The sequence below is a fragment of the Streptomyces luteosporeus genome, assembly GCF_039532865.1.
Taxonomy (GTDB): Bacteria; Actinomycetota; Actinomycetes; order Streptomycetales; family Streptomycetaceae; genus Streptomyces; species Streptomyces luteosporeus.
Genome location: NZ_BAAASL010000002.1, coordinates 229,924 through 252,814 on the forward strand (window position 1 = coordinate 229,924; position 22,891 = coordinate 252,814).

A 22,891-nucleotide genomic window follows, 5' to 3' on the forward strand; every position below is an offset into this window, starting at 1 on the left:
CCCCGGCCCGGCGCATGGACCCCTTGGACCCTTTGGACCCCCTTGATGCGGCCACCGAGGCCACACGCAGCCTGCGGGGGCTGTCCACGGAGCTCACCGGACGGGTGCCGCAGCTGCTGGAGGCCATGCGCTCGGTCGGCACCGGCCTGGAGCTGCACACCACCTTGGACCGCATCTGCCGCACGGCCGCCGAGCTGGCCGGCGCCCGGTACGCCGCGATCGGGGTGGTGGGCGAGGCCGGCGGTGTGGAGCTGTCGGACTTCGTCACCTACGGCGCGGCGGAGGAGGGCGGCGGCGGGACCGCGGCCTTCCCCGACGGGCGGCACGCGCTCGGGGTGCCGATCCGGGTCGGCGGCGAGATCTTCGGCCACCTGTACCTGACGGAGAAGCGGGACGGCGGTGAGTTCGGCATCGCGGACCTGCACATGGTGAAGATCCTCGCGACCGAGGCGGGCATCGCGATCGGCAATGCGCGGGTGCACGAGGAGCGGGGGCAGCGCATGCGCTGGATCGACGGTTCGGTGGCGGTCACCACCGCCCTGCTCTCGGGCGGGGAGGGCGAGGACGCGCTGACCGTCGTCGCCGAGCAGGCGCGCCGGCTCGCCGGGGCCGATGCCGGCATCGTGCTGGTGCCGGACGGCGAGGGCGGCCTGGAGATGGTGGCGGTGGCGGCCGACGAGCCGGAGGCGCTGCTGGGCACGGTGATGCCGCCGCACAGCCCGGTGGTCTCGCAGCTGATGGCCGGCGAGCCGGTGTTCGTCGACGACTCGGCCACCGACCCCCGCATGATCACCGAGGTGGCGCCGCGCTTCGGCCCGAGCATGCTGCTGCCGCTCAAGAGCGGCGAGCGCGTGCTGGGCACGCTCGCCATCCCGCGGCGGCGCGGGGCGAGACCGTACAGCGACACCGAGCGGACCCTCGCCGTCCAGTTCGCCGCGCAGGCCGCCCTCGCGCTCGTCCTGGCCCAGGCCCGGCGCGACCGCGAGCGCCTCGCGGTCTTCGAGGACCGCGACCGCATCGCCCGCGACCTGCACGACCTCGTCATCCAGCGGCTCTTCGCCACCGGGCTGCTGCTGGAGAGCGCCCACCGGATGGCCGACCTGCCCGAGGTGCGCGAGAGGGTGGGGCAGGCCGTCGACGAGCTGGACGTGACGATCCAGGAGATCCGCACCGCCATCTTCGCCCTGCAGCAGGAGCCCACGGAGAGCCCCGCCGGGCTGCGCACCCGGGTGCTGCGGGAGCTGGGCACGGCCGCGGTGCCGCTGGGCTTCAGGCCGTCGGCGACGTTCACCGGCCCGGTGGACGCCAAGGTCGGCGAACTCACCGGCAAGAACTTGATCGCCGCCTTGCGGGAGGCGCTCTCCAACGCCTACCGGCACGCGCAGGCCTCCCGCATCGAGGTCGCCGTCGACGCCACCGCCACCCTGCCGGACGGCCGGGAGGCGGTACGGCTGACGGTCGCCGACGACGGGGTGGGCATCCCCCAGGGCGGCCGGCGCAGCGGGCTGCGCAACCTCGCCAAGCGTGCCGAGTCCCTCGGCGGCTCCAGCGCGTACGGCCCCGGCATCGGCGAGGACGGCGGCGGTACGACGGTGGTGTGGGAGGCGCCCCTGTAGCGCGCCGCCCGTGGGCCCGGTGGGCGTACGGGCGGCTCCTTCCGGCCGCATTCCTTCCTCCGAACGGTCGCCCGCGGGCGCGGTCCGCCGGGTGCCCGCGCAGGATCGCGGCATGCGGCGATCGAAGCGGCGACTGCATCCGTACGCTCCAGCTCCCCACCGCAGGCACCTGCGCGGTGCCGCCGCGCTGTGCGCGCTGGGCATCCTGCTGGTGCCCGTCTCGGCTGCGGAACCGTCGTCCGCGGGGCGGCCGCCGCAGCGTCTGGTGCGCGTCGGCTCGGAGGTCCTGCGCCTGGCCCACGAGGCCGGCCGGGTCGCCCTGCGGTACGAGCGGGGCGTGCGGGCCGCCAACGAGGAGCGCACGCGGGCCGCGCGCCTGGCGCACCAGCTGCAGGGGCAGCGGTCGGCGGCGTCCCTGCTGCGCCGGGACGCGGGGGCCGCGGCGCGCGAGCAGTACCGCACCGGCGGGTTCACCGCGGCGGGCTCCCCGGACGCGGCGGAGGAGCCCCTGGAGCTGATCTCGATGCAGATGCTGGAGTTCGACCGGCGCGAGCGGCTGGCCCGGATGCTGATCGAGAACGACAACAGAAGCCGGACGCTGGCCGCCGGCCGGCTGTCGGCCTCCGTCACGGCCCAGGCCCTGGCCGCCGACACCGCGCGGCTGCGGGCGGAGAAGGCCGCCCTGGAGGAGCGCCTGGCGACCTCGCGCAGCGAACTGAACGCCCTGGCCGAGCTGACCGTCCGCGACGGCCGCTGCACACCGGTGGACCTCGACGGGCTGCAGGAGGAGCTGCAGAGCGGCGCGCAGGCACAGGACGACGCCAACCGGGGCGCCGGCGTCTCCCGCTCCGGCTGGACCCGGCCGCTGCTGAGCTACGAGCTGAGCGCCGGCTTCGGCGGCACCGGCGCGCACTGGGCGAGCGGCCACAGCGGACAGGACTTCGCGGTGCCCACCGGCACGCCGGTGCGCTCGGTGGGCGCGGGGACGGTGGTGTCCATCGGCTGCGGCGGGCCGTTCGGCATCAGCATGGTCGTCCGCCACCAGGGCGGCTGGTACTCGCAGTACGCCCACCTGGCGGCACCGCTGCTGGCACCGGGCCACCGCGTGCGACCGGGCGAGTGGATCGCCCTGTCGGGCACCACAGGCAACTCCACCGGCCCGCACCTGCACTTCGAGGTCCGCACGACCGCCGACTTCGGCAGCGCCGTGGACCCCGTCCCCTGGCTACGCGCCCGCGGCGTGGTGCTTTAGCGGCGCCCCGGCGCCCCGTCAGGGGCGCGGGGCAGTGTCCGATCTGCGGCTCCGCCGCGCGGGCGCGACAAGCCACGATGCGCCCGCAGCCGCCCCGGAGTGGCGCTGTAGCGGCGCCCCGGCGCCCCGTAGGGGCGCGGGGCAGTGTCCGATCTGCGGCTCCGCCGCGCGGGCGCGACAAGCCACGATGCGCCCGCAGCCGCCCCGGAGTGGCGCTGTAGCGGCACCACGGCGCCCCGTAGGGGCGCGGGGAACTGCGCGACAAGCCACGATGCACCCGCAGACGAAGTACCTTGCTTCGCCCGGGCCTGCCGGTGGCCCGTCGGCTGCGGGCCGTCCTTGGCCGATCGCGCAGTTCCCCGCGCCCCTGGCGGGGGCGGTGCCGGACAGGCGTCAGAGACCCTGCAGGATCTCCTCGATGACGGCGGCCACGCCGTCCTCCGTGTTGGCAGCCGTGTGCAACACAGTCGCGGCCAGCACCTCCGGATGGGCGTTCGCCATCGCGTACGCCGTACCCGCCCAGTCGAGCATCTCCAAATCGTTCGGCATGTCACCGAAGGCGACCACCTGGTCCGGGGAGATGCCGCGCTCGGCGCAGCACTCGGCGAGCGTGCTGGCCTTGCTCACGCCGGGGCCGCTGATCTCCAGCAGCGCGGTGGGGCTGGACCGGGTGAAGACGCCGTGCTCGCCGGCGGCGGCCCGGGCCAGGTGCAAGAACGCGTCCGGCTCCAGCTCCGGGTGGTACGCGAGCAGCTTGACGACCGGGTCGCCGGCCCGTTCGCCGTCGCCCAGCAGCTCCTCGGCCGGGGCGGTCTCCATGGTCGGGTCGAGCGGGAAGGGCGGGTACTGCGGCTCGTAGCGCACTCCTCCGGTGCGCTCGACGGCGAAGGAGGCGCCCGGGGCCGCGGCGCGCACCGCGTGGACGATCTGCAGGGCGGCGGCCGCCCGCAGCGGGCGCACCTTCACGAAGCGGGCGCCGTCGCGCAGGTCGGCCACGACGGCGCCGTTGGCGCAGATGGCCAGGCCGTGCCCGTGCACGTGGTCGGCCACGACGTCCATCCAGCGGGCCGGGCGGCCGGTGACGAAGAAGACCTCGATGCCGGCGGCCTCGGCGGCCGCGAGGGCGGCCACGGTCCGGGTGGAGACGGTTTTGTCGTCCCGCAGCAGGGTGCCGTCCAGGTCGGTGGCGATCAGCCGGGGCACGGCGGGGCTCCGGCGGGGTGGCGGCGGACCGGGCTGCTCGGTAGCGGAAGTCACGGGCCCATTCTCCGCCACCGCGCAGGCGCGTGCGCACAAACGTGCGTACGGTTGTCCGGGGCGGCGGTTACGCTCGGGGCATGCGACTGAGCACCGTGATCCTTCCCGACCGCCGCTGGCACGAGGGCGGCCGGGCGTCCTGGGAGCGCGCCGAGGCGCTGGGCTTCCACACCGCGTACACCTACGACCACCTCTCGTGGCGCACCTTCCGCGACGGCCCGTGGTTCGGCGCGGTGCCGACCCTGACGGCGGCCGCGGGCGTGACGTCCCGGATGCGCCTGGGCACCCTGGTGACCTCCCCGAACTTCCGCCACCCGGTGACGCTCGCCAAGGAGCTCATCTCGCTGGACGACATCTCCGGCGGCCGCATCACGCTCGGCATCGGCGCCGGCGGCTCGGGCTTCGACGCCACCGCCCTGCTCGGGCCGGGCCGGGAGCCGTGGTCGCCGCGCGAGCGCGCCGACCGCTTCGCCGAGTTCGTGCCCCTGCTGGACCGGCTGCTCACCGAGCCCGTCGTCAGCCACGAGGGCGAGCACTACGCGGCCCACGAGGTGCGCAACATCCCCGGCTGCGTGCAGCGGCCCCGGCTGCCCTTCGCCGTCGCGGCCACCGGCCCGCGCGGGATGCGGCTGGCGGCCCGGCACGGCCAGGCATGGGTGACCACGGGCGACCCGAAGCTGTACGAGACGGGCACGCCGGAGCAGTCCCGGGCGGCCATCGCCGGGCAGATCGAGCGGCTCGGGGAGATCTGCGCCAAGGCCGGGCGCGACGTCGCCGAGCTGCCGAAGGTGCTGCTCACCGGCTTCACGCCGGACCGGCCGCTGGAGTCCTTCGACGCGTTCGTCGACTTCGCGGGCGCCCACGCCGAGCTGGGGATCGACGAGATCGTGGTGCACTTCCCGATCGCCGACTCGGTCTTCGCGGCGGACGTCGCGGTCTTCGAGAAGATCGCGACGGACGCGCTCGCCCAGCTGGGCTGACCCGCGGGCCCCGGAGAGGGAGAATCGGGACGAAGGCTCCGTCGGGCCCCTCGGGCCCTGGAGGTGCGCGGTGCGCGGATCCCGATTCGCCCCCGACCGGGGGCTGACCACTCGCATGGTCGGCACGATGTTCCTCATCGGCCTGCTGTACGTCGTCTTCGTCGGCGTGCTGGTGGCGCTGTTGCGCGGGTCCTGGCCGGTGGTCCTGGTGCTCGCGGGCGCCGTTTTCGTCGCCCAGTTCTGGTTCAGCGACCGGATCGCGGCCTTCGGCATGGGCGCCCGCGAGGTCACTCGCGAACAGGCGCCCGAGCTGCACGGGGCCGTCGACCGGCTGTGCGCGCTCGCCGACATGCCCAAACCCCGCGTGGCGATCGCCGACAGCGACGTGCCCAACGCCTTCGCCACCGGCCGCAACCAGCGCAACGCCGTCGTCTGCGCGACGACCGGGCTGCTGCGCCGGCTGGAACCCGAGGAGCTCGAAGGCGTGCTCGCGCACGAGCTCTCCCACGTCGCCCACCGCGACGTGGCGGTCATGACCGTCGCCTCCTTCCTCGGCGTCCTGGCGGGGATCGTCACCCGCATCGGGCTGTGGGGCGGGCTGCGCCGGGCCGGCGGCCGCGACCAGAACACCGCCGTGCTCCTGGTGCTCATCCCGCTGATCAGCGCGGTCGTCTACGTCATCAGCTTCCTGCTGACCCGCATGCTCTCCCGCTACCGCGAGCTGTCCGCCGACCGCGCCGCCGCCCTGCTCACCGGCCGGCCCTCGGCACTGGCGTCCGCGCTGACCAAGGTGACCGGGCAGATGGCCCGCATCCCCACCCGCGACCTGCGCCAGGCGGAGCCCTTCAACGCCTTCTACTTCGTCCCCGCCTTCTCCAAGGAGAGCCTGACGCAGTTGCTGGACTCCCACCCCTCCCTGGAACAGCGGCTGGAGCAGCTCGGACGCATCGCGGCACGGCTGGGAGGCGCTTGATGGGCTGGTGGGACGCGATCCTGGGCCGCAGCCGGCAGGTGGGGCCGGATCTCGACCGGCTGTTCGCCCTGCCCTCCGCCGCCGTCACCCTGCAGGCGGGGGCCGGGTTCGCGCCGACCGGGCTGGCGTCGGTGTGCTTCGCCAGCGTCGAGGGCGGGGCGTTCGACCGGATCCGGCGCGAGGTGGGGGAGCTGCTGGACACCGACGTGGCACGCGGCGGCGTGCCCGTGGAGTTCAGCCGGGACGCCTACGGCTACACCTGGCTGCTCGCCCGGCAGCCCCCCGAGGACACCGCCGCCCTCGTGAGCGACCTGCACGCGGTGAACACCCTGCTCCAGGACGGCGGATTCGGACCCCAACTGCTGTGCTCGCTCATGGCGTTCGCGGACGGCGACCGGCGGCCGCTCGCCCTCGTCTACCTCTACAAGCGCGGTACGTTCTACCCGTTCGCGCCGCTGCCCGCAGCCCACGACAAGCGGGACAACGCCCTGGAGCTGCAGGTCAGGGCGCTGCTGGCGGACGATCTGCGGATCGAGAAGGATCTGGGGCGCTGGTTCCCGGTGTGGGGGGCACCGGGGCTGTGAGCAGCGGGCTTTCGCTTTCCGTCAGGAGCCCTCTGCCCCCTCCTCTTCGGATCTCTCCTGCCGGATGCGCTCCTCGACCTGCGCGGCCGCCCAGCGGGCCCACTCCTCGTACATCGCGGTGAAGCGCAGGCCGTACTCCAGGGCCAGGCGGCCGTTGACGGCCAGCGGTCCGTCGCTCCAGTCGACGGAACGTTCCAGCTCCCGCATGCCCGCGTGCTGCCGGGCGACGCGCTCGGCCTCGCCGGAGAGGTAGGCGACGGCCTCCAGGGGGGTGAGGAGGTCGAGGAAGAAGACCCGCAGCATCGCCTCGCTGCGGCGGGTCCGCTCGGGGGCCGTCTCGGTCAGCCAGCGGCGGAGCTCGGCGCGGCCGGCCTCGGTGATGGCGTACTCCTTGCGGCCGCGCGGGCCCTCGGCGACCACTTCGAGCAGGTCGGCCTTGGCGAGCTTGCCGAGCTCGCCGTAGACCTGGCTCTGCGTGGCCGGCCAGGCGTTGCCGAGCGAGGTCTCGAACCGCTTCATCAGGTCGTACCCGCTGGCAGGTTTCTCGGCCAGGAGGCCGAGCATGGCGTGTCTCAGGCTCATGCTCCCCAGCCTACCTTCCACTGTTGACATGTGGGCGCTGAATCTTCTAACTTCGACATGTCAACATTGGAATGTCAGTGAGGGATCGAGGAGATCCGGTGAACTACCTGCGCGGCTTCATTCCCTGGATCGCCTTCGCGGTCGTCTCGTCGGCCGGCTGGCAGTGGGGTGCGGTCACCGGTCTGGTGGCGGCGCTGGCGCTGCTGGCCTCGGAGCGCCGTTCGGGCACGGAGCGGGAGGCGCTGGTGCTGGAGGGCAGCACCGCCGTCTTCTTCGCGGCCCTGACGGCCCTGGCCTTCGCCCTGCCGGACAGCGGGCTGCGGCACTACGGCGGGGGCCTGTCGCTCGGCTGGCTCGCCGTCACCGCCTGGGCGACGCTCCTGGTGGGCCGGCCGTTCACCACCGGCATAGCCAAGCGCCAGGCGCCGCCCGAGGTGTGGGACCACCCCGGCTTCCGCCGGATCAACGTGGTGCTCACGGCGGCCTGGGCGGCCTCGTTCACCGTGACCGCGGCGGCGCTGGCGGGGGTCGCCGCCGCGGGGCTCGGCAGCGCCGTCTCGATACCGGTGCAGGTGGCCGGGTTCGTGGCACCGGCCGTGTTCACGGCCCGCTACCCGGAGCGGGCCAAGGCCCGCTTGGAACAGGCCGCCTAGGGCGGCTCGGCCGCTGCACCACGGCGCCCCGAAGGGGCGCGGGGAACTGCGCGATCGGCCACCGACGGCCCGCAGCCGACACGCCACCGCGGGGCCCGGGCGAAGGACGCACTTCATCTGCGGGTGCGTCGTGGCTTGTCGCGCAGTTCCCCGCGCCCCTGACGGGGCGCTGCACGATCCGCCGGACACGCCCACCATGGCGCCCCCTCACGGGGGCGGCGGCGGGGCCGGGACGAGCGCGTCCAGCGTGCGGGCCTGCACCTCCCGCTCGGCCGCGGCGGCGATGAAGGCGGCCGTGTTCGCGGGCCCTGCCAGGGCCCGCACGGCCCGCACGGTCGCGGCCGGCAGCGGCACCGGCTCCGGGGGATCGTCCGCGGCGGGCGCGCACGGCGCCGGCGCCAGGTGGCGGCGCAGGTGGCTGACGGCCAGTTCCCGCATGGCGCGGGCCAGTTCGGCGTCCACGGTCTGCTGGGCCAGCGGGCGCAGCCGGCGCACCAGGTCGGCGGCCTCGGCGGCCTTCTCGTCGGCGAGCGGCTGGTCGAGGTAGGGGCGGAAGACGTGTTCGGTGGTGAACTCCAGGAAGCGGGAGGCGATGTGTTCGACCTGGGTCCGCAGTTCGCGCAGGTGGCCGGAGATCGCGGCAAGGGGCACCCCGGCGGCGTGCAGCTCGACGGCGACGGCGAGCTGCCGGGGGCTGGGCACAAGGAACTCCTCGCAGGGCTCCTCACCGGGCTCGTCGCCCGAGGGCGGCAGCCGGACGAGGACGCCGAGGTCCACCGCCTCCCGGACGGCGGCGTCGTCCTGTTCCCCGCCGAAGGCCGCGGCGAGCTCGGCGCGGCCGATGCGGCCCGGCTCCTCGTCGCTCCAGGGCCCCTCGGTCTCGGTGACCAGGCCCAGCACCCCGCCCAGGCCCCGCCCGGTGTCCCAGGCGTCCAGCAGTTCCTTGATGCTGGCCAGGGTGTAGCCGCGCTCCAGCAGCTCCGCGATCTGGTGCAGCCGGGCCAGGTGGGCCTCGCCGTAGACGTTGGCGCGGCCGTCCCGCCGCGGCCTGGGCAGCAGGCCGCGGTCCTGGTAGGCGCGGATCGTGCGGACCGTGGTGCCGCTGCGGTGGGCCAGGTCCTCGATGCGGTACTCCGCTTCCGGCACGGCGACTCCCTACGAGACGGCGGCGCGGCCCACCGCGCCCGCGGCGGCCCGGGCGGCGGGCGAGGTGGCGAGGTAGGCGACGGCCCGTTGCATCGAGCCCTCCTGGGAGGGGTGGTAGGAGCGCCGCAGGTAGCGGGGCACGGCCGAGCCCAGTTCGCGCCAGGAGGGCAGCAGACCCTTGGCGACGGCCCGGTTGTGCTGGCGGAGGGTGTAGCGCAGCCGGCCGGTGAGCCAGGGGTCGTTGCGGATAAGGTAGGCCGCGCCCCGGCCCCACAGGTAGAACAGCGTGGGTGCGGTGACCGCCATGCCGAGCACCCGCCGGGCGTAGCGGCCGGGGTCCTCGCCGCCGCAGTGCTCGTACATGTCGAAGGCCACGGAGCGGTGTTCGACCTCCTCCGCGCCGTGCCAGCGCAGCAGGTCCAGCATCACCGGGTCCGGCTCGGCCGCGTCCACGTCTTCCGCGCGCAGCACCCAGTCGCCCAGCACCGCCGTGAACTGCTCGATCGCCGCGATCACCGCAAGCCGGAAGCGCAGCCATTCGCGTGCGGTGACGGGCAGGCCGAAGGGGGGCTTCTCGCCGAGCAGCACGTCGAAGAGGAAGTCCACGTGCCGGGTGTACGGCGTGGTGTCCAGGCCCTGTTCGGCGAGGTGCTGCAGCACGTAGGAGTGCTGGACGCTATGGGTGGACTCCTGGCCCATGAAGCCCTTGACGTCCTTGCGCAGCGCCTCGTCGGTGACCAGGGGCAGGGCTTCCTTGAAGACCTTGACGAACCACCGCTCGCCGGCGGGCAGCAGCAGGTGCAGCACGTTGACCACGTGGGTGGCCGTGGGTTCGTCCGGTATCCAGTGCAGCGGCGTCTCGCGCCAGTCGAAGGACACGCGGCGCGGGGCGATGCGGTGGCCGTGCTTCATGCGGGGGTTCCTCCAGGTCCTCTTCCGGTCCGGCTACAGCGGGGGATCGATCCGCGCGAGGGCTCGCCGCAGCCGCGGGGTGAAGCGGGAGAGCATCCGCAGGACGTGGGCCTCGGGTGCCACCGGCACCACGGCGGCGTTGCCGGCCACCGCCCGCAGGATCGCGGCGGCCACCTTCTCGGGCGGGTAGTTGCGCCGGGCGTACAGCCGCGCGGTCCGCTCCCTGCGGCGGCGCTGTTCCTCCTCGCCCACGCCCACGAAGGAAGTGCTGCCGGTGATCGGCGTGTTGATGACGCCGGGGCACACGGCGGTGACCCCGATGCCCTTGCCGGCCAGCTCGGCGCGCAGGCATTCGCTGAGCATCAGCACGGCGGCCTTGGTAGTGCTGTAGGCCGGCAGGCCGCGCGAGGGCTGGAAGGCCGCCGCCGACGCGGTGTTGACGATGTGCCCGCCCTGGCCCCGCTCGGCCATCTGCCGGCCGAAGACGCGGCACCCGTGGACGACGCCCCCCACGTTGACGTCCCAGATCCTGCGCCACTCCTCGGCGGTGGTGTCCAGGAAGGTGCCGGCCAGGCCGATGCCGGCGTTGTTGACCAGCACGTCCACCACGCCGTGCTCGCCCGCGACCTTGGCCGCCAGTTTCTCCATGGCCTGCTCGTCGGAGACGTCGCAGCATTCGGCCCAGGCGCCGCGTGCCCCGGTCAGCCGCGCCAGCTCGGCGGTGCGGGCGGCCCCGGCGGCGTCCCGGTCGACCGCGATCACGCGGGCGCCGGCCTCGGCGAAGGCCAGCGCGGTGGCCCGCCCGATGCCGCTCGCCGCGCCCGTGACCAGCACCAGCTGCCCGCCGAACCGGTCGGCGTACGGGCCGGTGCCCGCCGGCATCCGGGCGGGCACGCCCTCGGCCGGCGCGTCCTCCTGGGCGGTGACGAAGTCGGTGATCCAGGAGGCCAGCAGGTCGGGCCGGGTGCGCGGCACCCAGTGCCGGGCCGCCACCGTGCGGCGCACCAGGCGGGGCGCCCACCGCTCCAGGTCGTCGTAGAGCCGTTCGGAGAGGTAGATGTCGCCGGTGGGCACGATCAGCTGGACGGGCACGTGGGCGTGGGCGTCCGGCCGGGGGCGCAGCATCCGGGCCCGTACGTTGTCCCGGTACAGCCAGGCGCCGTGGGCGCCGTCGCCGCGCACGGAGGCCGTGGGGTAGCCGGAGCCGGCGTCCGGCGGCAGCGTCTCCAGCCGGCCCAGCATCCGCGGCCAGCGCTGGCCCAGCGGCCCGCGCCAGGCGGCTTCCGGCAGCCCGGGCAGGTGCAGCGCCCCCACGTACCAGGAGCGGGTGCTCTGGCCGAGGAGGTGGGCGAGGCGGCGCGGGGTGGGCCGGGCGAGCCGTTCCTTGATCCAGTGCCCGAAGTGGTCCAGGGACGGGCCCGAGATCGAGGTGAAGGAGGCCAGGCGGCCCTCGGTCGCCGCCACGGTGGCGAACTCCCAGCCCTGCACCGACCCCCAGTCGTGCCCGACCAGGTGCACCGGCCGGCCGGGGCTGACCGCGTCGGCGACGGCCAGGAAGTCGTCGGTGAGCTTCTCCAGGGTGAAGCCGCCGCGCAGCGGGGCGGGGGCACTGGAGCGGCCGTGGCCGCGCACGTCGTACAGCACGACGTGGAAGCGGTCCCGCAGCCGGGCGGCCACCTCGGCCCAGATCTCCTTGGAGTCGGGGTAGCCATGCAGCAGCACCACCGTGGGGCGGTCCGCCTCGCCGAGCTCGGCGACGCACAGCTCGATCCCGCCCGTGCGCACGGTGCGCTCGCGCGCGCCCTCGATTCCCCTGCCGACCTCTGTGCCGTCCCCTGTGCCGTCCCCGCTCATGCGGCTGCTCCCTCCCTCTTCCCCCGCCGCACGTGCGGCAGGTCGTCGTCCAGCCAGAAGGCGCTCTCCTCGGGATCCCGGGAGTCGGTGACCACCAGGAGCTCCTCGAACTTCGCGCCCGTGCCCCGGAAGCCGAGATGAGGTTCCACCGCCCACAGGCCCGGCCGCGGCGGGTGGTCGGAGGAGCGGCGCGGGCTCCACAGCGGCGACCAGCCCTCCCGGTGGCCGCGCAGGGCGTCCGCCGCCAGTCCCTTGAGCGCCTGCGTGCCGAAGCCGAGGACCTGCGGCGAGAAGCGGCGCTGCGGCACCCGGCCCACCTTGTGGGCGATCACGCCGAAGGGGTAGGCGCGGTGCCGGTTGACGTGGCCCTGGCGGACCATGAGCCGCTCGACGTCCTCGTAGATCTCCCGCAGCGGCCGGCGTTCGCGCACCTCGCGCAGGATCAGCTCCCGGTGCTCGGCCAGGTCGTCCAGGAGCCGGTCGTGCAGGGCGTTGGCGCCCAGGCAGCCCGAGTAGCCGATGTCCGCGGTGAAGCCGTCCAGCACCGGCGCCATGTCGAGGATGAACGGCATCCCCGGCTCCAGCCGGCGGCCCGTGGGGAAGAACTGCAGCGGCACCCGGAAGCCGGTGAAGGCCGTCCGGTCGCCGAACCACGCGAAGGGCAGGTGGAACCAGTCCCGCACCCCGCGCCCGTACAGCCACTCCCGCTGCATCCGGGCGGCCTCGCGCTCGGTCACCCCGGGCCTCAGCCGGGCGGCCACCGCCTCCGCGCACTCGTACGCCAGGCGCTGCACCCGGCGGAAGCCCTCCAGCTCCGCCGTGCCCACCGCATCCGTCATGCCGTCGTCCTCCGCCCAAGACCGAAGCCGTGCACGCACGTTGACACCGATGAATGTGACAATGACCGGCGGCCGCGTCAAGGGTCGTGCACCGACCGGTCGCCCGCGCCCACCCCCGTCACCCGTACGGGAGTGTCAGACCGGAGGAGTAGGCGGATCCAGCCGTCTGGTCTGACGCCCGGCGGCGGGCGCGGCACTACCGTCGAAGGTGTGACTGTGATCGCCACCGAAAGCCTCACCATGCGGTACCCACGGGTGACCGCCCTGGACCGGCTCTCCCTCGACATCACCTCCGGTGTCACCGGTCTGGTGGGTGCCAACGGAGCCGGCAAGTCCACGCTCATCAAGATCCTGCTCGGACTGATGCCGGCCACCGAGGGCCGGGCCGAGGTGCTGGGCCTGGACGTCGCCACCCAGGGCGGGAGCATCCGCGAGCGCGTCGGGTACATGCCCGAGCACGACTGCCTGCCGCCCGACGTCTCGGCCACCGAGTTCGTCGTGCACATGGCGCGGATGTCCGGGCTGCCGCCCACCGCCGCGCGCGAGCGCACCGCGGACACCCTGCGCCACGTCGGCCTGTACGAGGAGCGCTACCGCCCCATGGGCGGCTACTCCACGGGCATGAAGCAGCGGGTCAAGCTGGCCCAGGCGCTCGTGCACGACCCGCGCCTGGTGCTGCTCGACGAGCCCACCAACGGCCTCGACCCGGTCGGCCGCGACGAGATGCTGGCCCTGATCCGCCGCGTCCACACCGACTTCGGCATCTCGGTGCTGGTCACCTCGCACCTGCTCGGCGAGCTGGAGCGCACCTGCGACCACGTCGTCGTCATCGACGGCGGCCGGCTGCTGCGCTCCTCCTCCACCGAGGACTTCACCCAGGACACCGGCTCCCTCGCCGTCGAGGTCACCGACACCGACGCCTGCCCCGACGGCACCGCGGCCCTGCTCGCGGCGCTGACCGGCGCGGGCCTGACGGCCCGGCCCGCCGGCCGGGCGGCCGACGGCTCCCCGGCGTCCGGCCGGGTGCTGCTGGTCGACGTGGCGGGCGAGGAGACGTACGACGTAGTGCGCGATGCCGTCGCCGGGCTGGGTGTGGGCCTGGTCCGCATGGAGCAGCGCCGCCACCGCATCGCGGAGGTCTTCCGCGACGAGCAACCGCACGAGCCGCACAAGGGAGGCGCCGGCCATGCCGCATGACGCCCCGACCACCGGCGGGCCCGCGCGCGGCGCCCACCCGGACGTCATCCACAACATCGGCTACCGCCCCTACGAGGGCGCCCGCCTCGGCCGGGCCTACGCCCGCCGCTCGCTGTTCTCGCAGAGCCTGCGCGGCGCCTACGGCCTGGGCCGCTCGGCGCGCTCCAAGGTGCTGCCGATGATCCTCTTCGGTGTGATGTGCCTGCCCGCCGCCATCGTGGTGGCCGTGGCCGTCAGCACCAAGATGCACAGCCTGCCCATGCAGTACACGCGCTACGCGCTCTACGTGCAGGCCGTCATCGGGCTGTACCTGGCCGCGCAGGCGCCCCAGGCGGTCTCCCGCGACCTGCGCTTCAAGACCGTTCCGCTGTACTTCTCCCGCCCGATCGAGCGCGTGGACTACGTCGTCGCGAAGTTCGCGGCGATGGCGTCGGCGCTGTTCGTCCTCACCGCGGTGCCCCTGGTGATCCTCTACGTCGGCGCCCTGCTGGCCAAGATGGACTTCGCCGACCAGACGAAGGGCTTCGCACAAGGACTGGTCTCCGTGGCTCTGCTCTCGATCCTCTTCGCCGGCATCGGCCTGGTGGTCGCCGCGCTCACGCCCCGCCGCGGGTTCGGAGTGGCCGCCGTCATCGCCGTCCTGACGATCTCCTACGGCGCGGTCAGCACCGTCCAGGGCATCGCGCTCACCACCGACCACACCGACGTGATCCCCTGGCTCGGGCTGCTCTCGCCGATCACCCTGGTCGACGGCGTCCAGACGGCGTTCCTGTCGGCCACCAGCACCTTCCCCGGCGGCCACGGGCCGGGCACCGCGGCCGGCGTCGTCTACCTGGGCGTCCTGCTGGCCGTCGTCGCCGGCTGCTACGCACTCCTGATGCGCCGTTACCGGAGGGCAGGGCTGTGACCACGATCCGCCTCGACAACGTCTCCCGCTGGTTCGGCAACGTGGTGGCCGTCAACGACATCACCATGACCGTCGGCCCCGGCGTCACCGGCCTGCTGGGCCCCAACGGCGCCGGCAAGTCCACCCTCATCAACATGATGGGCGGCTTCCTCGCCCCTTCCACCGGCACCGTCACCCTCGACGGCGACGTCATCTGGCGCAACGAGCAGGTCTACCGCCACATCGGGGTCGTCCCCGAGCGCGAGGCGATGTACGACTTCCTCACCGGGCGCGAATTCGTCCTGGCCAACGCCGAGCTGCACGGCCTGGGCGCCAAGGAGGCCCAGCGGGCCCTGGCCACGGTGGAGATGGAGTACGCCCAGGACCGCAAGATCGCCACGTACAGCAAGGGCATGCGCCAGCGCGTGAAGATGGCCTCCGCCCTCGTGCACGAGCCCTCCGTGCTGCTGCTGGACGAGCCGTTCAACGGTATGGACCCGCGCCAGCGCATGCAGCTGATGGACCTGCTGCGCGCCATGGGCGCCGAGGGCCGCACCGTGCTGTTCTCCTCCCACATCCTGGAGGAGGTCGAGCAACTGGCCGCGCACATCGAGGTCGTCGTCGCCGGCCGGCACGCCGCCTCCGGCGACTTCCGCAAGATCCGCCGCCTGATGACCGACCGCCCTCACCGCTACCTCGTGCGCTCCAGCGACGACCGGGCCCTGGCCGCGGCGCTCATCGCCGACCCCTCCACCTCCGGCATCGACGTCGACGTCCAGGAGGGCGCCCTGCGCGTCCAGGCCGCCGACTTCGGCCGGTTCACCGAGATCCTGCCGCAGCTCGCCCGGGCCCACGGCATCCGGCTCCTGACCGTCACGCCCTCCGACGAGTCGTTGGAATCGGTCTTCTCCTACCTCGTCGCGGCCTGAAAGGAGGCGCCTCGATGTCCACCGTGTCGCTCTACCACCCGACCGTCGCCCGGCTCACCTACCGGGGTCTCCTGGGCCGCCGCCGGGCGGTCGTGCTCTTCGCCCTGCCCGCCCTGCTGCTCGTGCTCTCCGCCGCCGTCCGCGCCTTCACCGGAGCCGACGACGACACGGCCGTCAACGTCCTCGGGGGCTTCGCGCTCGCCACGATGGTGCCGCTCGTCGGCGTCGTCGCCGGCACCGGCGCGATCGGCCCGGAGATCGACGACGGCTCCGTCGTCTACCTCCTGGCCAAGCCGGTGCCGCGCACGACCGTCGTCCTGACCAAACTCGTCGTGGCGATCGGCGTGAGCGTCGCCTTCACGGCGCTGCCCACGCTGCTGGCCGGCTTCCTGCTCAACGGCAACAGCCAGCAGATCGCCGTGGCCTACGCGGCCGCCGCCGCGGCCGCGTCGGTGGCCTACAGCGCCCTGTTCCTGCTGCTGGGCGTCGTGACCCGGCACGCGGTCGTCGCCGGGCTGGTGTACGCGCTGGTGTGGGAGTCGCTGTTCGGCAACCTCATCCCCGGGGCGCGCACGCTCAGCGTCCAGCAGTGGGCCCTGTCCCTCGCCCAGCACCTGGCGGCGGACGGCGTCATCACCTCGGACGTCCGCCTGCCGGTGGCGGTGACCCTGCTCGCGGTCGTGACGGTGGCCGCGACGGCGTACGCGGTCCGCCGCATGAAGTCCCTGACCCTGGCGGGCGAGGAGTAGCCCGGGCGGGGCTGCGCCCAGTCAGGGGCGCCGCAGGCGCGCGTCAGATCTTCCGGTTCCGCCCGGCCCCCAGGCCAAGGAAGACCAGGGCACAGCAAGCGCCAAGCAAAAGTGCGATCGGCAGCGCCCAGCTGCCGGTCGCCCCGTACACCCACCCGATCGCGAACGGCCCCACCGACGCCAGCAGGTAGCCCCACGTCTGGGCCATGCCGGACAGCCGTGCCGCCGTGTGCGCGTCGCGCGTGCGCAGCACCATGAAGGTGAGGGCGAGCCCGAGCAGTCCGCCCTGGGCGACGCCCATGAGCGTGGCCCATGCCCAGGCCCCGGCGACCGGGGCGGTCAGCAGGCCCGTCAGCCCCGCGGCGAGCAGCGCGACGACGCCGACGGCGAGCAGTCGCTGGTCGCGCATGCGTCCGGCCAGCAGGGGCACGAAGAAGGAGCCGGCCATCTGCGTGAGGGTGTAGAAGGCGTAGACGATGCCGGCCTGGCTCTTGCTCATGCCGTGGTCGGTGAAGATCGTCGGCATCCAGGCGATGCACACGTAGGCCACCAGCGACTGGGTGCCCATCATCAGCGTGACCTGCCAGGCCAGCGGGGAGCGGCTCAGGCGCGGGCCCGCCGCGACGGGGGCCGGGGCCGGTGCGTCCGGCCCGTTCCCGCGGCCGGCGCGGCGTATGAGCACGGCCTGCGGCAGCCACAGGACGGCGGCCACGGCGGCGAGGACGGCCCATGAGGCGAGGGAGCCCTGCCAGCCGCCGAGGGCGTCCTCCAGCGGTACGGCGGAGGCGGCCGCTCCGGTGGCGCCGAGGATCAGCGTGGTGGAGTACAGGGCGGTCATGCTTGCCGCGCGGTCGGGGAAGTCGCGCTTGACCAGGCCGGGCATCAGGACGTTGAGCAGGGCGATGGCGGTGCCGACGAGGGCGCAGCCGGCGAAGAGCGCGACGACCGGCGGGGTGACGCGCAGCAGGATGCCGCCGCACAGCAGGGCGAGTGCCGCGCACAGGACGGTCTCGGTGCCCCAGCGCCGGGCGAGGCGGGGGGCGGCGATGGAGCCGAGGCCCATGAAGACCAGCGGGATGGTGGTGACCAGGCTGGAGGTGGCGGCGGTGAGGTGGAAGTGGTCGCCGATCTCGCTCATGAGCGGGGAGACGCCGGCGAGGGCGGCGCGCATGTTCAGCGAGGCCAGGACGATGCCGGTGAGGACGAACGCGGGGTGGGCGAGCAGCCGGCGCCGCGCGGCGGCCACGGGGGGCGTGGGGGTCGGCTGGTCCTCGGCGTCGATCAGGGGGGTGCCGGGCCTCGGCTCGGGCATGGGGGTGCCTCCAGGGGTGGTGCGAAAGCAGGGGTCTTTCCGCCGGGTCAGTCCTCGGCGAGCAGGTTTTCGACGGCCTGTTTGGGGCGTTCGAGGAGCGTGCGGGCGGCGTGCCCGGCGGCCTCGGGGTCGCCGGAGGCGATGGCCTCCATCAGGGCGTGGTGGTCGCCGTGGACGATGCGCGGCATGTCGCGGTCGCCGAGGGCGGTGACGAGCGCTTCGCGCACCGAGCTGCTGAACCAGGCGTACGTCGCGGTCAGCGCGGGGTTGTGGGCGGCTTCGACCACGGCCCGGTGGAAGGCGACGTCGTGGTCGGCGTACAGCTCCAGGTTGCCGGAGTCGGGCTGGCCCTCGGGGTCCTCGTAGGCGGTCTGGGCGTCGAGGGCGGCGCGCATCCGGTCGATGTCGCTGCTCTCGTGCCGCAGTGCGGCGAGGCGGGCGGCCTCGGTCTCCAGGGCGATGCGCAGTTCGAGGACGTCGCGGATGCCGGCGCGCTGCAGGCCGCGGACGATGTCGGCGGGGTCGGCGGTGGAGACCACGAAGGTTCCTTCGCCCTGGCGCGAGCGGAGCATGCCGGCGTGGACGAGCACGCGTACGGCCTCGCGGACGGTGTTGCGCCCGACCTGCAGCTGTTCGGCGAGGGCGTGCTCGGTGGGGATCCGCTCGCCGACGCGCCATTCGCCGGCGGCGACCTGGGCGCGCAGCTGTTCCACGACGGTGTCCACGAGGGACTGGCGTCCCGCCGCTCGCAGGGCCATCGGTGTCCTTCCGAAGGAGGGGAGCATTCAACCGGTTGCCCAGTCATCCTACAACTGCGCCTCACAGGTGACACCGCTACCGTCGAAGGGTGAACCTCCCCGCGAACCCCGACGCGATCCGCGCCGGGATCCGCACGTGGATCCGCACCTCGCCGGGCACCCACATCTGGCTGCTGATCATCGGCATCACCAGCCTGGTCGTCGCATCGGCCAGCGAGGGTCTGGAGGCGTTCCTGCTGCACCGCACCAGCAGCAACATCCACGAGCTGAACAAGCACCCGCTGCAGTCCCTGCTGATCAGCGGCTTCTGGATCGAGAGCCCGTCGTCGTTCCTGCTCTACGCCGCCCTGTTCGAGATCGTCCACGCCAACGTCGAGCGCTGGATCGGCAGCCTGCGCTGGCTGGTCACGGTCGCCGCCGCGCACATCGCGGCGACGCTGATCAGCCAGGAGGTGCTGCTGCTGGCGATCCAGAGCCATTCGGCGCCGCGCTCGATGAAGCACGTTGTCGACATAGGCGTCTCGTACGGCCTTGCCGGTGCCGTGGGCGTCCTCGCCTACCGCATCCCGCGGCCCTGGCGCTGGGCCTACCTCGTGGGGGCGGTGGCGTTCTTCGGCGTACCCCTGCTGACCGGCGGGACGTTCACGGACGTCGGGCACGCGATCGCGCTGGCCATCGGGCTGGGGTGCCGGCCGCTGACGCGCGGACGCCCGCCGTGGTCCTGGGACGGGGCCACGGCGGCCGTACGGACGCAGCTCAGCCGAACAGGCGCTCCAGGACGAGGGCGATCCCGTCCTCGTCGTTCGCGGCGGTGACCTCGTCGGCCACGGCCAGCAGCTCCGGGTGGGCATTGGCCATGGCCACGCCGTGCGCGGCCCAGCCGAACATCGGCACGTCGTTGGGCATGTCGCCGAAGGCGATCGTCGCCGCGGCCGGCACGCCCAGGCGGCGCGCGGCCAGGGACAGGCCGGTGGCCTTGCTCAGGCCCAGCGGCAGCAACTCGACGATGCCGGAGCCCGCCATCGTCACGCCCACCAGGCCGCCCGCGGCGCAGCGGGCGGCCTCGGCGAGGGCGTCGTCGTCCAGGTCGGGGTGCTGGAGGTAGAGCTTGTTCAGCGGCGCCGCCCACAGCTCGGCCGCGTCGGTGATCGGCACGGTCGGCAGCGGGCCCTCCTGGATGCGGTAGCCGGGACCGACCAGGACGTCGCCGTCCAGGCCCTCCCGGCTGGCCGCCAGGTACAGCGGACCGGTCTCGGCCTCGATCTTGGCGACGGCCAGCGCAGCCAGCTGCCGGTCGAGGGTCACCGACGTCAGCAGCCGGTGCTCACCGGCGTGGTAGACCTGCGCGCCCTGGCCGCAGACGGCCAGGCCCCGGTAGTCCAGCGCGTCGAGGATGTGCCGGGTCCAGGCGACGGACCGGCCGGTGACGACGAGGTGCGCCGCACCGGCCGCCGTGGCCCGCGCCAGGGCGGCGCGGGTGCGCTCCGAGACGGTCTCGTCGGAGCGCAGCAGCGTCCCGTCGAGGTCGGTCGCAACAAGTCGGTACGGAAGCTCTTGGCTCACTTACCGACCGGCTCCAGGAGCTCACGGCCGCCCAGGTACGGGCGCAGGACCTCGGGCACGCGCACCGAGCCGTCGGCCTGCTGGTGGTTCTCCAGGATCGCCACGATGGTGCGCGGCACGGCGCACAGCGTGCCGTTGAGCGTGGCCAGCGGGCGGACGTTCTTGCCCTCGCGCATGCGGACGGACAGGCGGCGCGCCTGGAACTCGTCGCAGTTGGAGGTCGAGGTCAGCTCGCGGTACTTGCCCTGGGTCGGGATCCACGCCTCGCAGTCGAACTTGCGCGAGGCGGAGGCGCCCAGGTCGCCGGTGGCGGTGTCGATGACCTGGAACGGCAGCTCCAGGCTCGTCAGCCACTGCTTCTCCCACTCCAGCAGGCGCGCGTGCTCCGCCTCGGCGTCCTCCGGCGCGATGTACGAGAACATCTCGACCTTGTCGAACTGGTGGACGCGGAAGATGCCGCGGGTGTCCTTGCCGTACGTGCCGGCCTCGCGGCGGAAGCAGGGCGAGAAGCCCGCGTAGCGCAGCGGCAGCTTGTCGGCCTCGATGATCTCGTCCATGTGGTACGCGGCGAGCGGGACCTCGGACGTGCCGACCAGGTAGAAGTCGTCCTTCTCCAGGTGGTAGACGTCCTGCGCGGCCTGGCCCAGGAAGCCCGTGCCCTCCATGGCGCGCGGCTTGACCAGCGCCGGGGTGAGCATCGGGGTGAAGCCGGCGGCGGTGGCCTGCGCGATGGCGGCGTTGACGAGGGCGAGCTCCAGGAGCGCGCCGACGCCGGTCAGGTAGTAGAAGCGCGAGCCGGAGACCTTGGCGCCGCGCTCGACGTCGATGGCGCCCAGCGCCTGGCCGAGCTCCAGGTGGTCCTTGGGCTCGAAGCCCTCGGCGGCGAAGTCGCGCGGGGTGCCGACGGTCTCGAGGACGACGAAGTCGTCCTCGCCGCCGCGCGGCACGTCGGGGTGGACGAGGTTGCCGATCTGCAGCAGCAGGCGCTGGGCCTCGGCCGCGGCCTCGTCCTGCTCGGCGTCGGCGGCCTTGACGGCGGCGGACAGCTCGGCGGCCTTCTGCAGCAGGGCGGCCTTCTCGTCGCCGGTGGCCTTGGGGATCTGCTTGCCGAGCGCCTTCTGCTCGGAACGCAGCTCGTCGAAGCGGACGCCGGACGACCTGCGCCGCTCGTCGGCGGAGAGCAGTGCGTCGACGAGGTCGACGTCTTCTCCACGGGCGCGCTGGGACGCGCGCACTCGGTCGGGGTCCTCACGGAGCAGGCGAAGGTCAATCACCCCTCCAGGCTACCGTCGGGGGCCGCCGCCGCTCGACGCGATATTCCTTTTGATGGCGATTTGCCCGAATCGCGTTACGTGAATGAACGGTATTCGGGGGAGGCGGAAAAACCCCTGTGGCTTGTGTGCGGCATGGTGACGGTACACGCCGGAATTCCCGGAAAGGCGCCCGCTGTGGGCCGCCCACGGCGTTGTCCACAGGAACGAGTGACTCCACTTCATTGTCCACAGGGTGTGCGGGAAATCTGTGGATGTCGGAATCAAGCCTTCCGGCTCTTCCGTCATTCATCAGGGTTTCCTCGTGTAAACCTCTGTGCGCCACTCTTTGGGGTGGCGTTCCCTCCCTCTAAAGGGTTGTTCGAGGCATTTCGGTGGACCGGGAGCCGGGGATCACCGGAAAGAGGGGCTGTGGACGGACGGCGTGACCCCTCGCGGTGATTTGTCGAGCGGTGACCGTTTCGTACGGATTTCCCGGGCTCTCGATCTGTCGACTTATCCCCAGGTCGAGAAGTGCCTGTGGATAACTCTGTGGGTAACCGCGCCCGTGGTCCGGGCCGGGCGGGCCCGGCGGCTCAGGTACGGCCGTCCTGGCAGCGCGCCAGCCACTCGGCCGCCGCCACGAAGTCACCGTCCGACGTGCCCGCCCGGGGCGGCACCACGGCACCCGACAGCTCGTCCGGGTCGACACCCGCACGCGGGTACGAACCCAGGAAGCGTACCTTCGCGCACGTCCGCTTCAGCCCCATCAGGGCCTCCGCCACCCGGCGGTCGGTGATGTGGCCCTCGCAGTCGACGGAGAAGCAGTAGCGGCCCATGCCCTCGCCCGTCGGACGCGACTCGATCCGCATGAGGTTCACCCCGCGCACCGCGAACTCCTGCAAGTACTCCAGCAGGGCGCCCGGATGGTCGTCGCGCTGCCACATCACCAGCGACGTGCGGTCCGCCCCTGTCCGCGCCGCCGGCCGCGCCGGGCGGCCCACCAGCACGAAGCGGGTCTGCGCGTTCTGCGCGTCGTGGATGCCGGTGACCAGCGGCTGCAGCGCGTACGTCGCCGCCGCGAACTCCCCTGCGAACGCGGCGTCGTAGCGGCCCTCGCGCACCAGCCGCGCACCGTCCGCGTTGGACGCGGAGGACTCCCACACCGCGTCCGGCAGGTGCGCCGCAAGCCACTTGCGCACCTGCGGCTGCGCGACCGGGTGACCGGTGACCGTCTTGATGTCCTCCATGCGGGTGCCGGGGCGCACCAGCAGCGCGAAGGCGATCTCCAGCAGCACCTCGCGGTAGATCATCAGCGGTTCGCCGGTGGCGAGTTCGTCGAGGGTGGCGGTGACGCCGCCCTCGACGGAGTTCTCGATCGGCACGAGCGCGGCGGCCGCGTCCCCGCCGCGGACGGCGTCGAGCGCGGCGGGTACGGAGACCATGGGCACGAGCTCACGGGTCGCGGCCTCGGGCAGCGTGCGCAGAGCGGCCTCGGTGAAGGTCCCCTCGGGCCCGAGGTACGTATAACGAGTGGCCGGCATCACGCGGTTCTCCTCCGGAGGGGTGCGCCCAATTTCGGGGTGCCCACGATATCCG

Annotated in this window: 22 protein-coding genes; 11 read left to right on the forward strand and 11 right to left on the reverse strand. The window is 73.4% G+C overall.

Translation table 11 applies throughout. The features are described from left to right. Positions 1–14 precede the first annotated feature (14 nt). On the forward strand, positions 15–1,616 hold the full coding sequence (locus ABD361_RS03140) for a GAF domain-containing protein (protein WP_344433275.1): 1,602 nt from the start codon (positions 15–17) through the stop codon (positions 1,614–1,616). Between the two features lie 112 nt (positions 1,617–1,728). After that, entirely contained in the window at positions 1,729–2,868 is a 1,140-nt protein-coding gene (locus ABD361_RS03145) for a M23 family metallopeptidase (RefSeq protein WP_344433082.1), read from the forward strand. A gap of 393 nt (positions 2,869–3,261) precedes the next feature. Here ABD361_RS03145 and ABD361_RS03150 read toward each other — a convergent pair whose 3' ends face one another. Next, the gene (locus ABD361_RS03150) at positions 3,262–4,125 is read right to left on the reverse strand and encodes a Cof-type HAD-IIB family hydrolase (RefSeq protein WP_344433083.1); all 864 of its coding nucleotides are present in this window, start codon (positions 4,123–4,125) and stop codon (positions 3,262–3,264) included. 80 nt (positions 4,126–4,205) lie between these two features. Between ABD361_RS03150 and ABD361_RS03155 the strand changes: the two genes are divergently transcribed. The 3 genes from ABD361_RS03155 to pspAB all read left to right on the forward strand — a co-directional run bounded on the left by ABD361_RS03155 (position 4,206) and on the right by pspAB (position 6,662). Next, positions 4,206–5,105 (forward strand): LLM class flavin-dependent oxidoreductase, encoded by a 900-nt coding sequence (locus ABD361_RS03155; RefSeq protein WP_344433084.1) that lies wholly within the window; start codon positions 4,206–4,208, stop codon positions 5,103–5,105. Positions 5,106–5,175: 70 nt separating this feature from the next. Continuing rightward, on the forward strand, positions 5,176–6,078 hold the full coding sequence (gene htpX / locus ABD361_RS03160) for a zinc metalloprotease HtpX (protein ID WP_344433085.1): 903 nt from the start codon (positions 5,176–5,178) through the stop codon (positions 6,076–6,078). Continuing rightward, complete coding sequence (pspAB, locus tag ABD361_RS03165; RefSeq protein ID WP_344433086.1) at positions 6,078–6,662, forward strand: PspA-associated protein PspAB; 585 nt, start codon at positions 6,078–6,080, stop codon at positions 6,660–6,662. Before htpX ends, pspAB begins: the two co-directional genes overlap by 1 nt. A 21-nt stretch (positions 6,663–6,683) precedes the next feature. On the opposite strand, the gene ABD361_RS03170 is transcribed toward pspAB, so the two are convergent. Continuing rightward, a complete protein-coding gene (locus ABD361_RS03170) occupies positions 6,684–7,244 on the reverse strand; it encodes a PadR family transcriptional regulator (RefSeq protein WP_344433087.1) in 561 nt (186 codons plus the stop codon). A gap of 98 nt (positions 7,245–7,342) precedes the next feature. Here ABD361_RS03170 and ABD361_RS03175 point away from each other — a divergent pair, with 98 nt between their 5' ends. Then, positions 7,343–7,897, forward strand: a complete 555-nt coding sequence (locus tag ABD361_RS03175; protein ID WP_344433088.1) for a hypothetical protein — start codon at positions 7,343–7,345, stop codon at positions 7,895–7,897. 207 nt (positions 7,898–8,104) lie between these two features. On the opposite strand, the gene ABD361_RS03180 is transcribed toward ABD361_RS03175, so the two are convergent. From ABD361_RS03180 to ABD361_RS03195, 4 genes are read right to left on the reverse strand one after another with little or no spacing between them, the layout of a single operon-like run. Further along, the gene (locus ABD361_RS03180; protein WP_344433089.1) at positions 8,105–9,043 is read right to left on the reverse strand and encodes a MerR family transcriptional regulator; all 939 of its coding nucleotides are present in this window, start codon (positions 9,041–9,043) and stop codon (positions 8,105–8,107) included. A 9-nt stretch (positions 9,044–9,052) separates the two neighbouring features. Beyond that, the gene (locus ABD361_RS03185; RefSeq protein ID WP_344433090.1) at positions 9,053–9,955 is read right to left on the reverse strand and encodes a metal-dependent hydrolase; all 903 of its coding nucleotides are present in this window, start codon (positions 9,953–9,955) and stop codon (positions 9,053–9,055) included. Positions 9,956–9,988: 33 nt separating this feature from the next. Continuing rightward, on the reverse strand, positions 9,989–11,809 hold the full coding sequence (locus tag ABD361_RS03190; RefSeq protein ID WP_344433091.1) for an SDR family oxidoreductase: 1,821 nt from the start codon (positions 11,807–11,809) through the stop codon (positions 9,989–9,991). After that, complete coding sequence (locus ABD361_RS03195) at positions 11,806–12,648, reverse strand: M24 family metallopeptidase (protein WP_344433092.1); 843 nt, start codon at positions 12,646–12,648, stop codon at positions 11,806–11,808. Before ABD361_RS03195 ends, ABD361_RS03190 begins: the two co-directional genes overlap by 4 nt. Positions 12,649–12,888: 240 nt before the next feature. Here ABD361_RS03195 and ABD361_RS03200 point away from each other — a divergent pair, with 240 nt between their 5' ends. Genes ABD361_RS03200 through ABD361_RS03215 form a run of 4 tightly spaced genes read left to right on the forward strand, consistent with a single transcriptional unit; the run spans position 12,889 to position 16,409 of the window. After that, positions 12,889–13,845 (forward strand): ABC transporter ATP-binding protein, encoded by a 957-nt coding sequence (locus ABD361_RS03200; RefSeq protein WP_344433276.1) that lies wholly within the window; start codon positions 12,889–12,891, stop codon positions 13,843–13,845. Then, positions 13,835–14,752 (forward strand): ABC transporter permease, encoded by a 918-nt coding sequence (locus ABD361_RS03205; protein ID WP_344433093.1) that lies wholly within the window; start codon positions 13,835–13,837, stop codon positions 14,750–14,752. Before ABD361_RS03200 ends, ABD361_RS03205 begins: the two co-directional genes overlap by 11 nt. Next, entirely contained in the window at positions 14,749–15,660 is a 912-nt protein-coding gene (locus tag ABD361_RS03210) for an ABC transporter ATP-binding protein (RefSeq protein WP_344433094.1), read from the forward strand. Before ABD361_RS03205 ends, ABD361_RS03210 begins: the two co-directional genes overlap by 4 nt. A gap of 14 nt (positions 15,661–15,674) precedes the next feature. Further along, positions 15,675–16,409 carry an ABC transporter permease gene (locus ABD361_RS03215; RefSeq protein ID WP_344433095.1) on the forward strand — a complete coding sequence of 245 codons (735 nt, stop codon included), beginning with the start codon at positions 15,675–15,677 and terminating at the stop codon, positions 16,407–16,409. Positions 16,410–16,452: 43 nt separating this feature from the next. Here ABD361_RS03215 and ABD361_RS03220 read toward each other — a convergent pair whose 3' ends face one another. Next, the gene (locus ABD361_RS03220) at positions 16,453–17,721 is read right to left on the reverse strand and encodes a CynX/NimT family MFS transporter (protein WP_344433096.1); all 1,269 of its coding nucleotides are present in this window, start codon (positions 17,719–17,721) and stop codon (positions 16,453–16,455) included. A 47-nt stretch (positions 17,722–17,768) separates the two neighbouring features. Further along, the gene (locus tag ABD361_RS03225; RefSeq protein WP_344433097.1) at positions 17,769–18,479 is read right to left on the reverse strand and encodes a FadR/GntR family transcriptional regulator; all 711 of its coding nucleotides are present in this window, start codon (positions 18,477–18,479) and stop codon (positions 17,769–17,771) included. A gap of 89 nt (positions 18,480–18,568) precedes the next feature. Between ABD361_RS03225 and ABD361_RS03230 the strand changes: the two genes are divergently transcribed. After that, positions 18,569–19,294 carry a rhomboid-like protein gene (locus ABD361_RS03230; protein WP_344433098.1) on the forward strand — a complete coding sequence of 242 codons (726 nt, stop codon included), beginning with the start codon at positions 18,569–18,571 and terminating at the stop codon, positions 19,292–19,294. Here ABD361_RS03230 and ABD361_RS03235 read toward each other — a convergent pair. The 3 genes from ABD361_RS03235 to pheA form a co-directional block, all read right to left on the reverse strand. Next, entirely contained in the window at positions 19,236–20,042 is an 807-nt protein-coding gene (locus ABD361_RS03235; RefSeq protein WP_344433099.1) for an HAD family hydrolase, read from the reverse strand. The genes ABD361_RS03230 and ABD361_RS03235 overlap by 59 nt on opposite strands. Beyond that, entirely contained in the window at positions 20,039–21,316 is a 1,278-nt protein-coding gene (gene serS, locus ABD361_RS03240; protein ID WP_344433100.1) for a serine--tRNA ligase, read from the reverse strand. The genes ABD361_RS03235 and serS overlap by 4 nt, the downstream gene beginning before the upstream one ends. A 572-nt stretch (positions 21,317–21,888) precedes the next feature. Then, the gene (pheA, locus tag ABD361_RS03245) at positions 21,889–22,836 is read right to left on the reverse strand and encodes a prephenate dehydratase (RefSeq protein WP_344433101.1); all 948 of its coding nucleotides are present in this window, start codon (positions 22,834–22,836) and stop codon (positions 21,889–21,891) included. Positions 22,837–22,891: the final 55 nt, after the last annotated feature.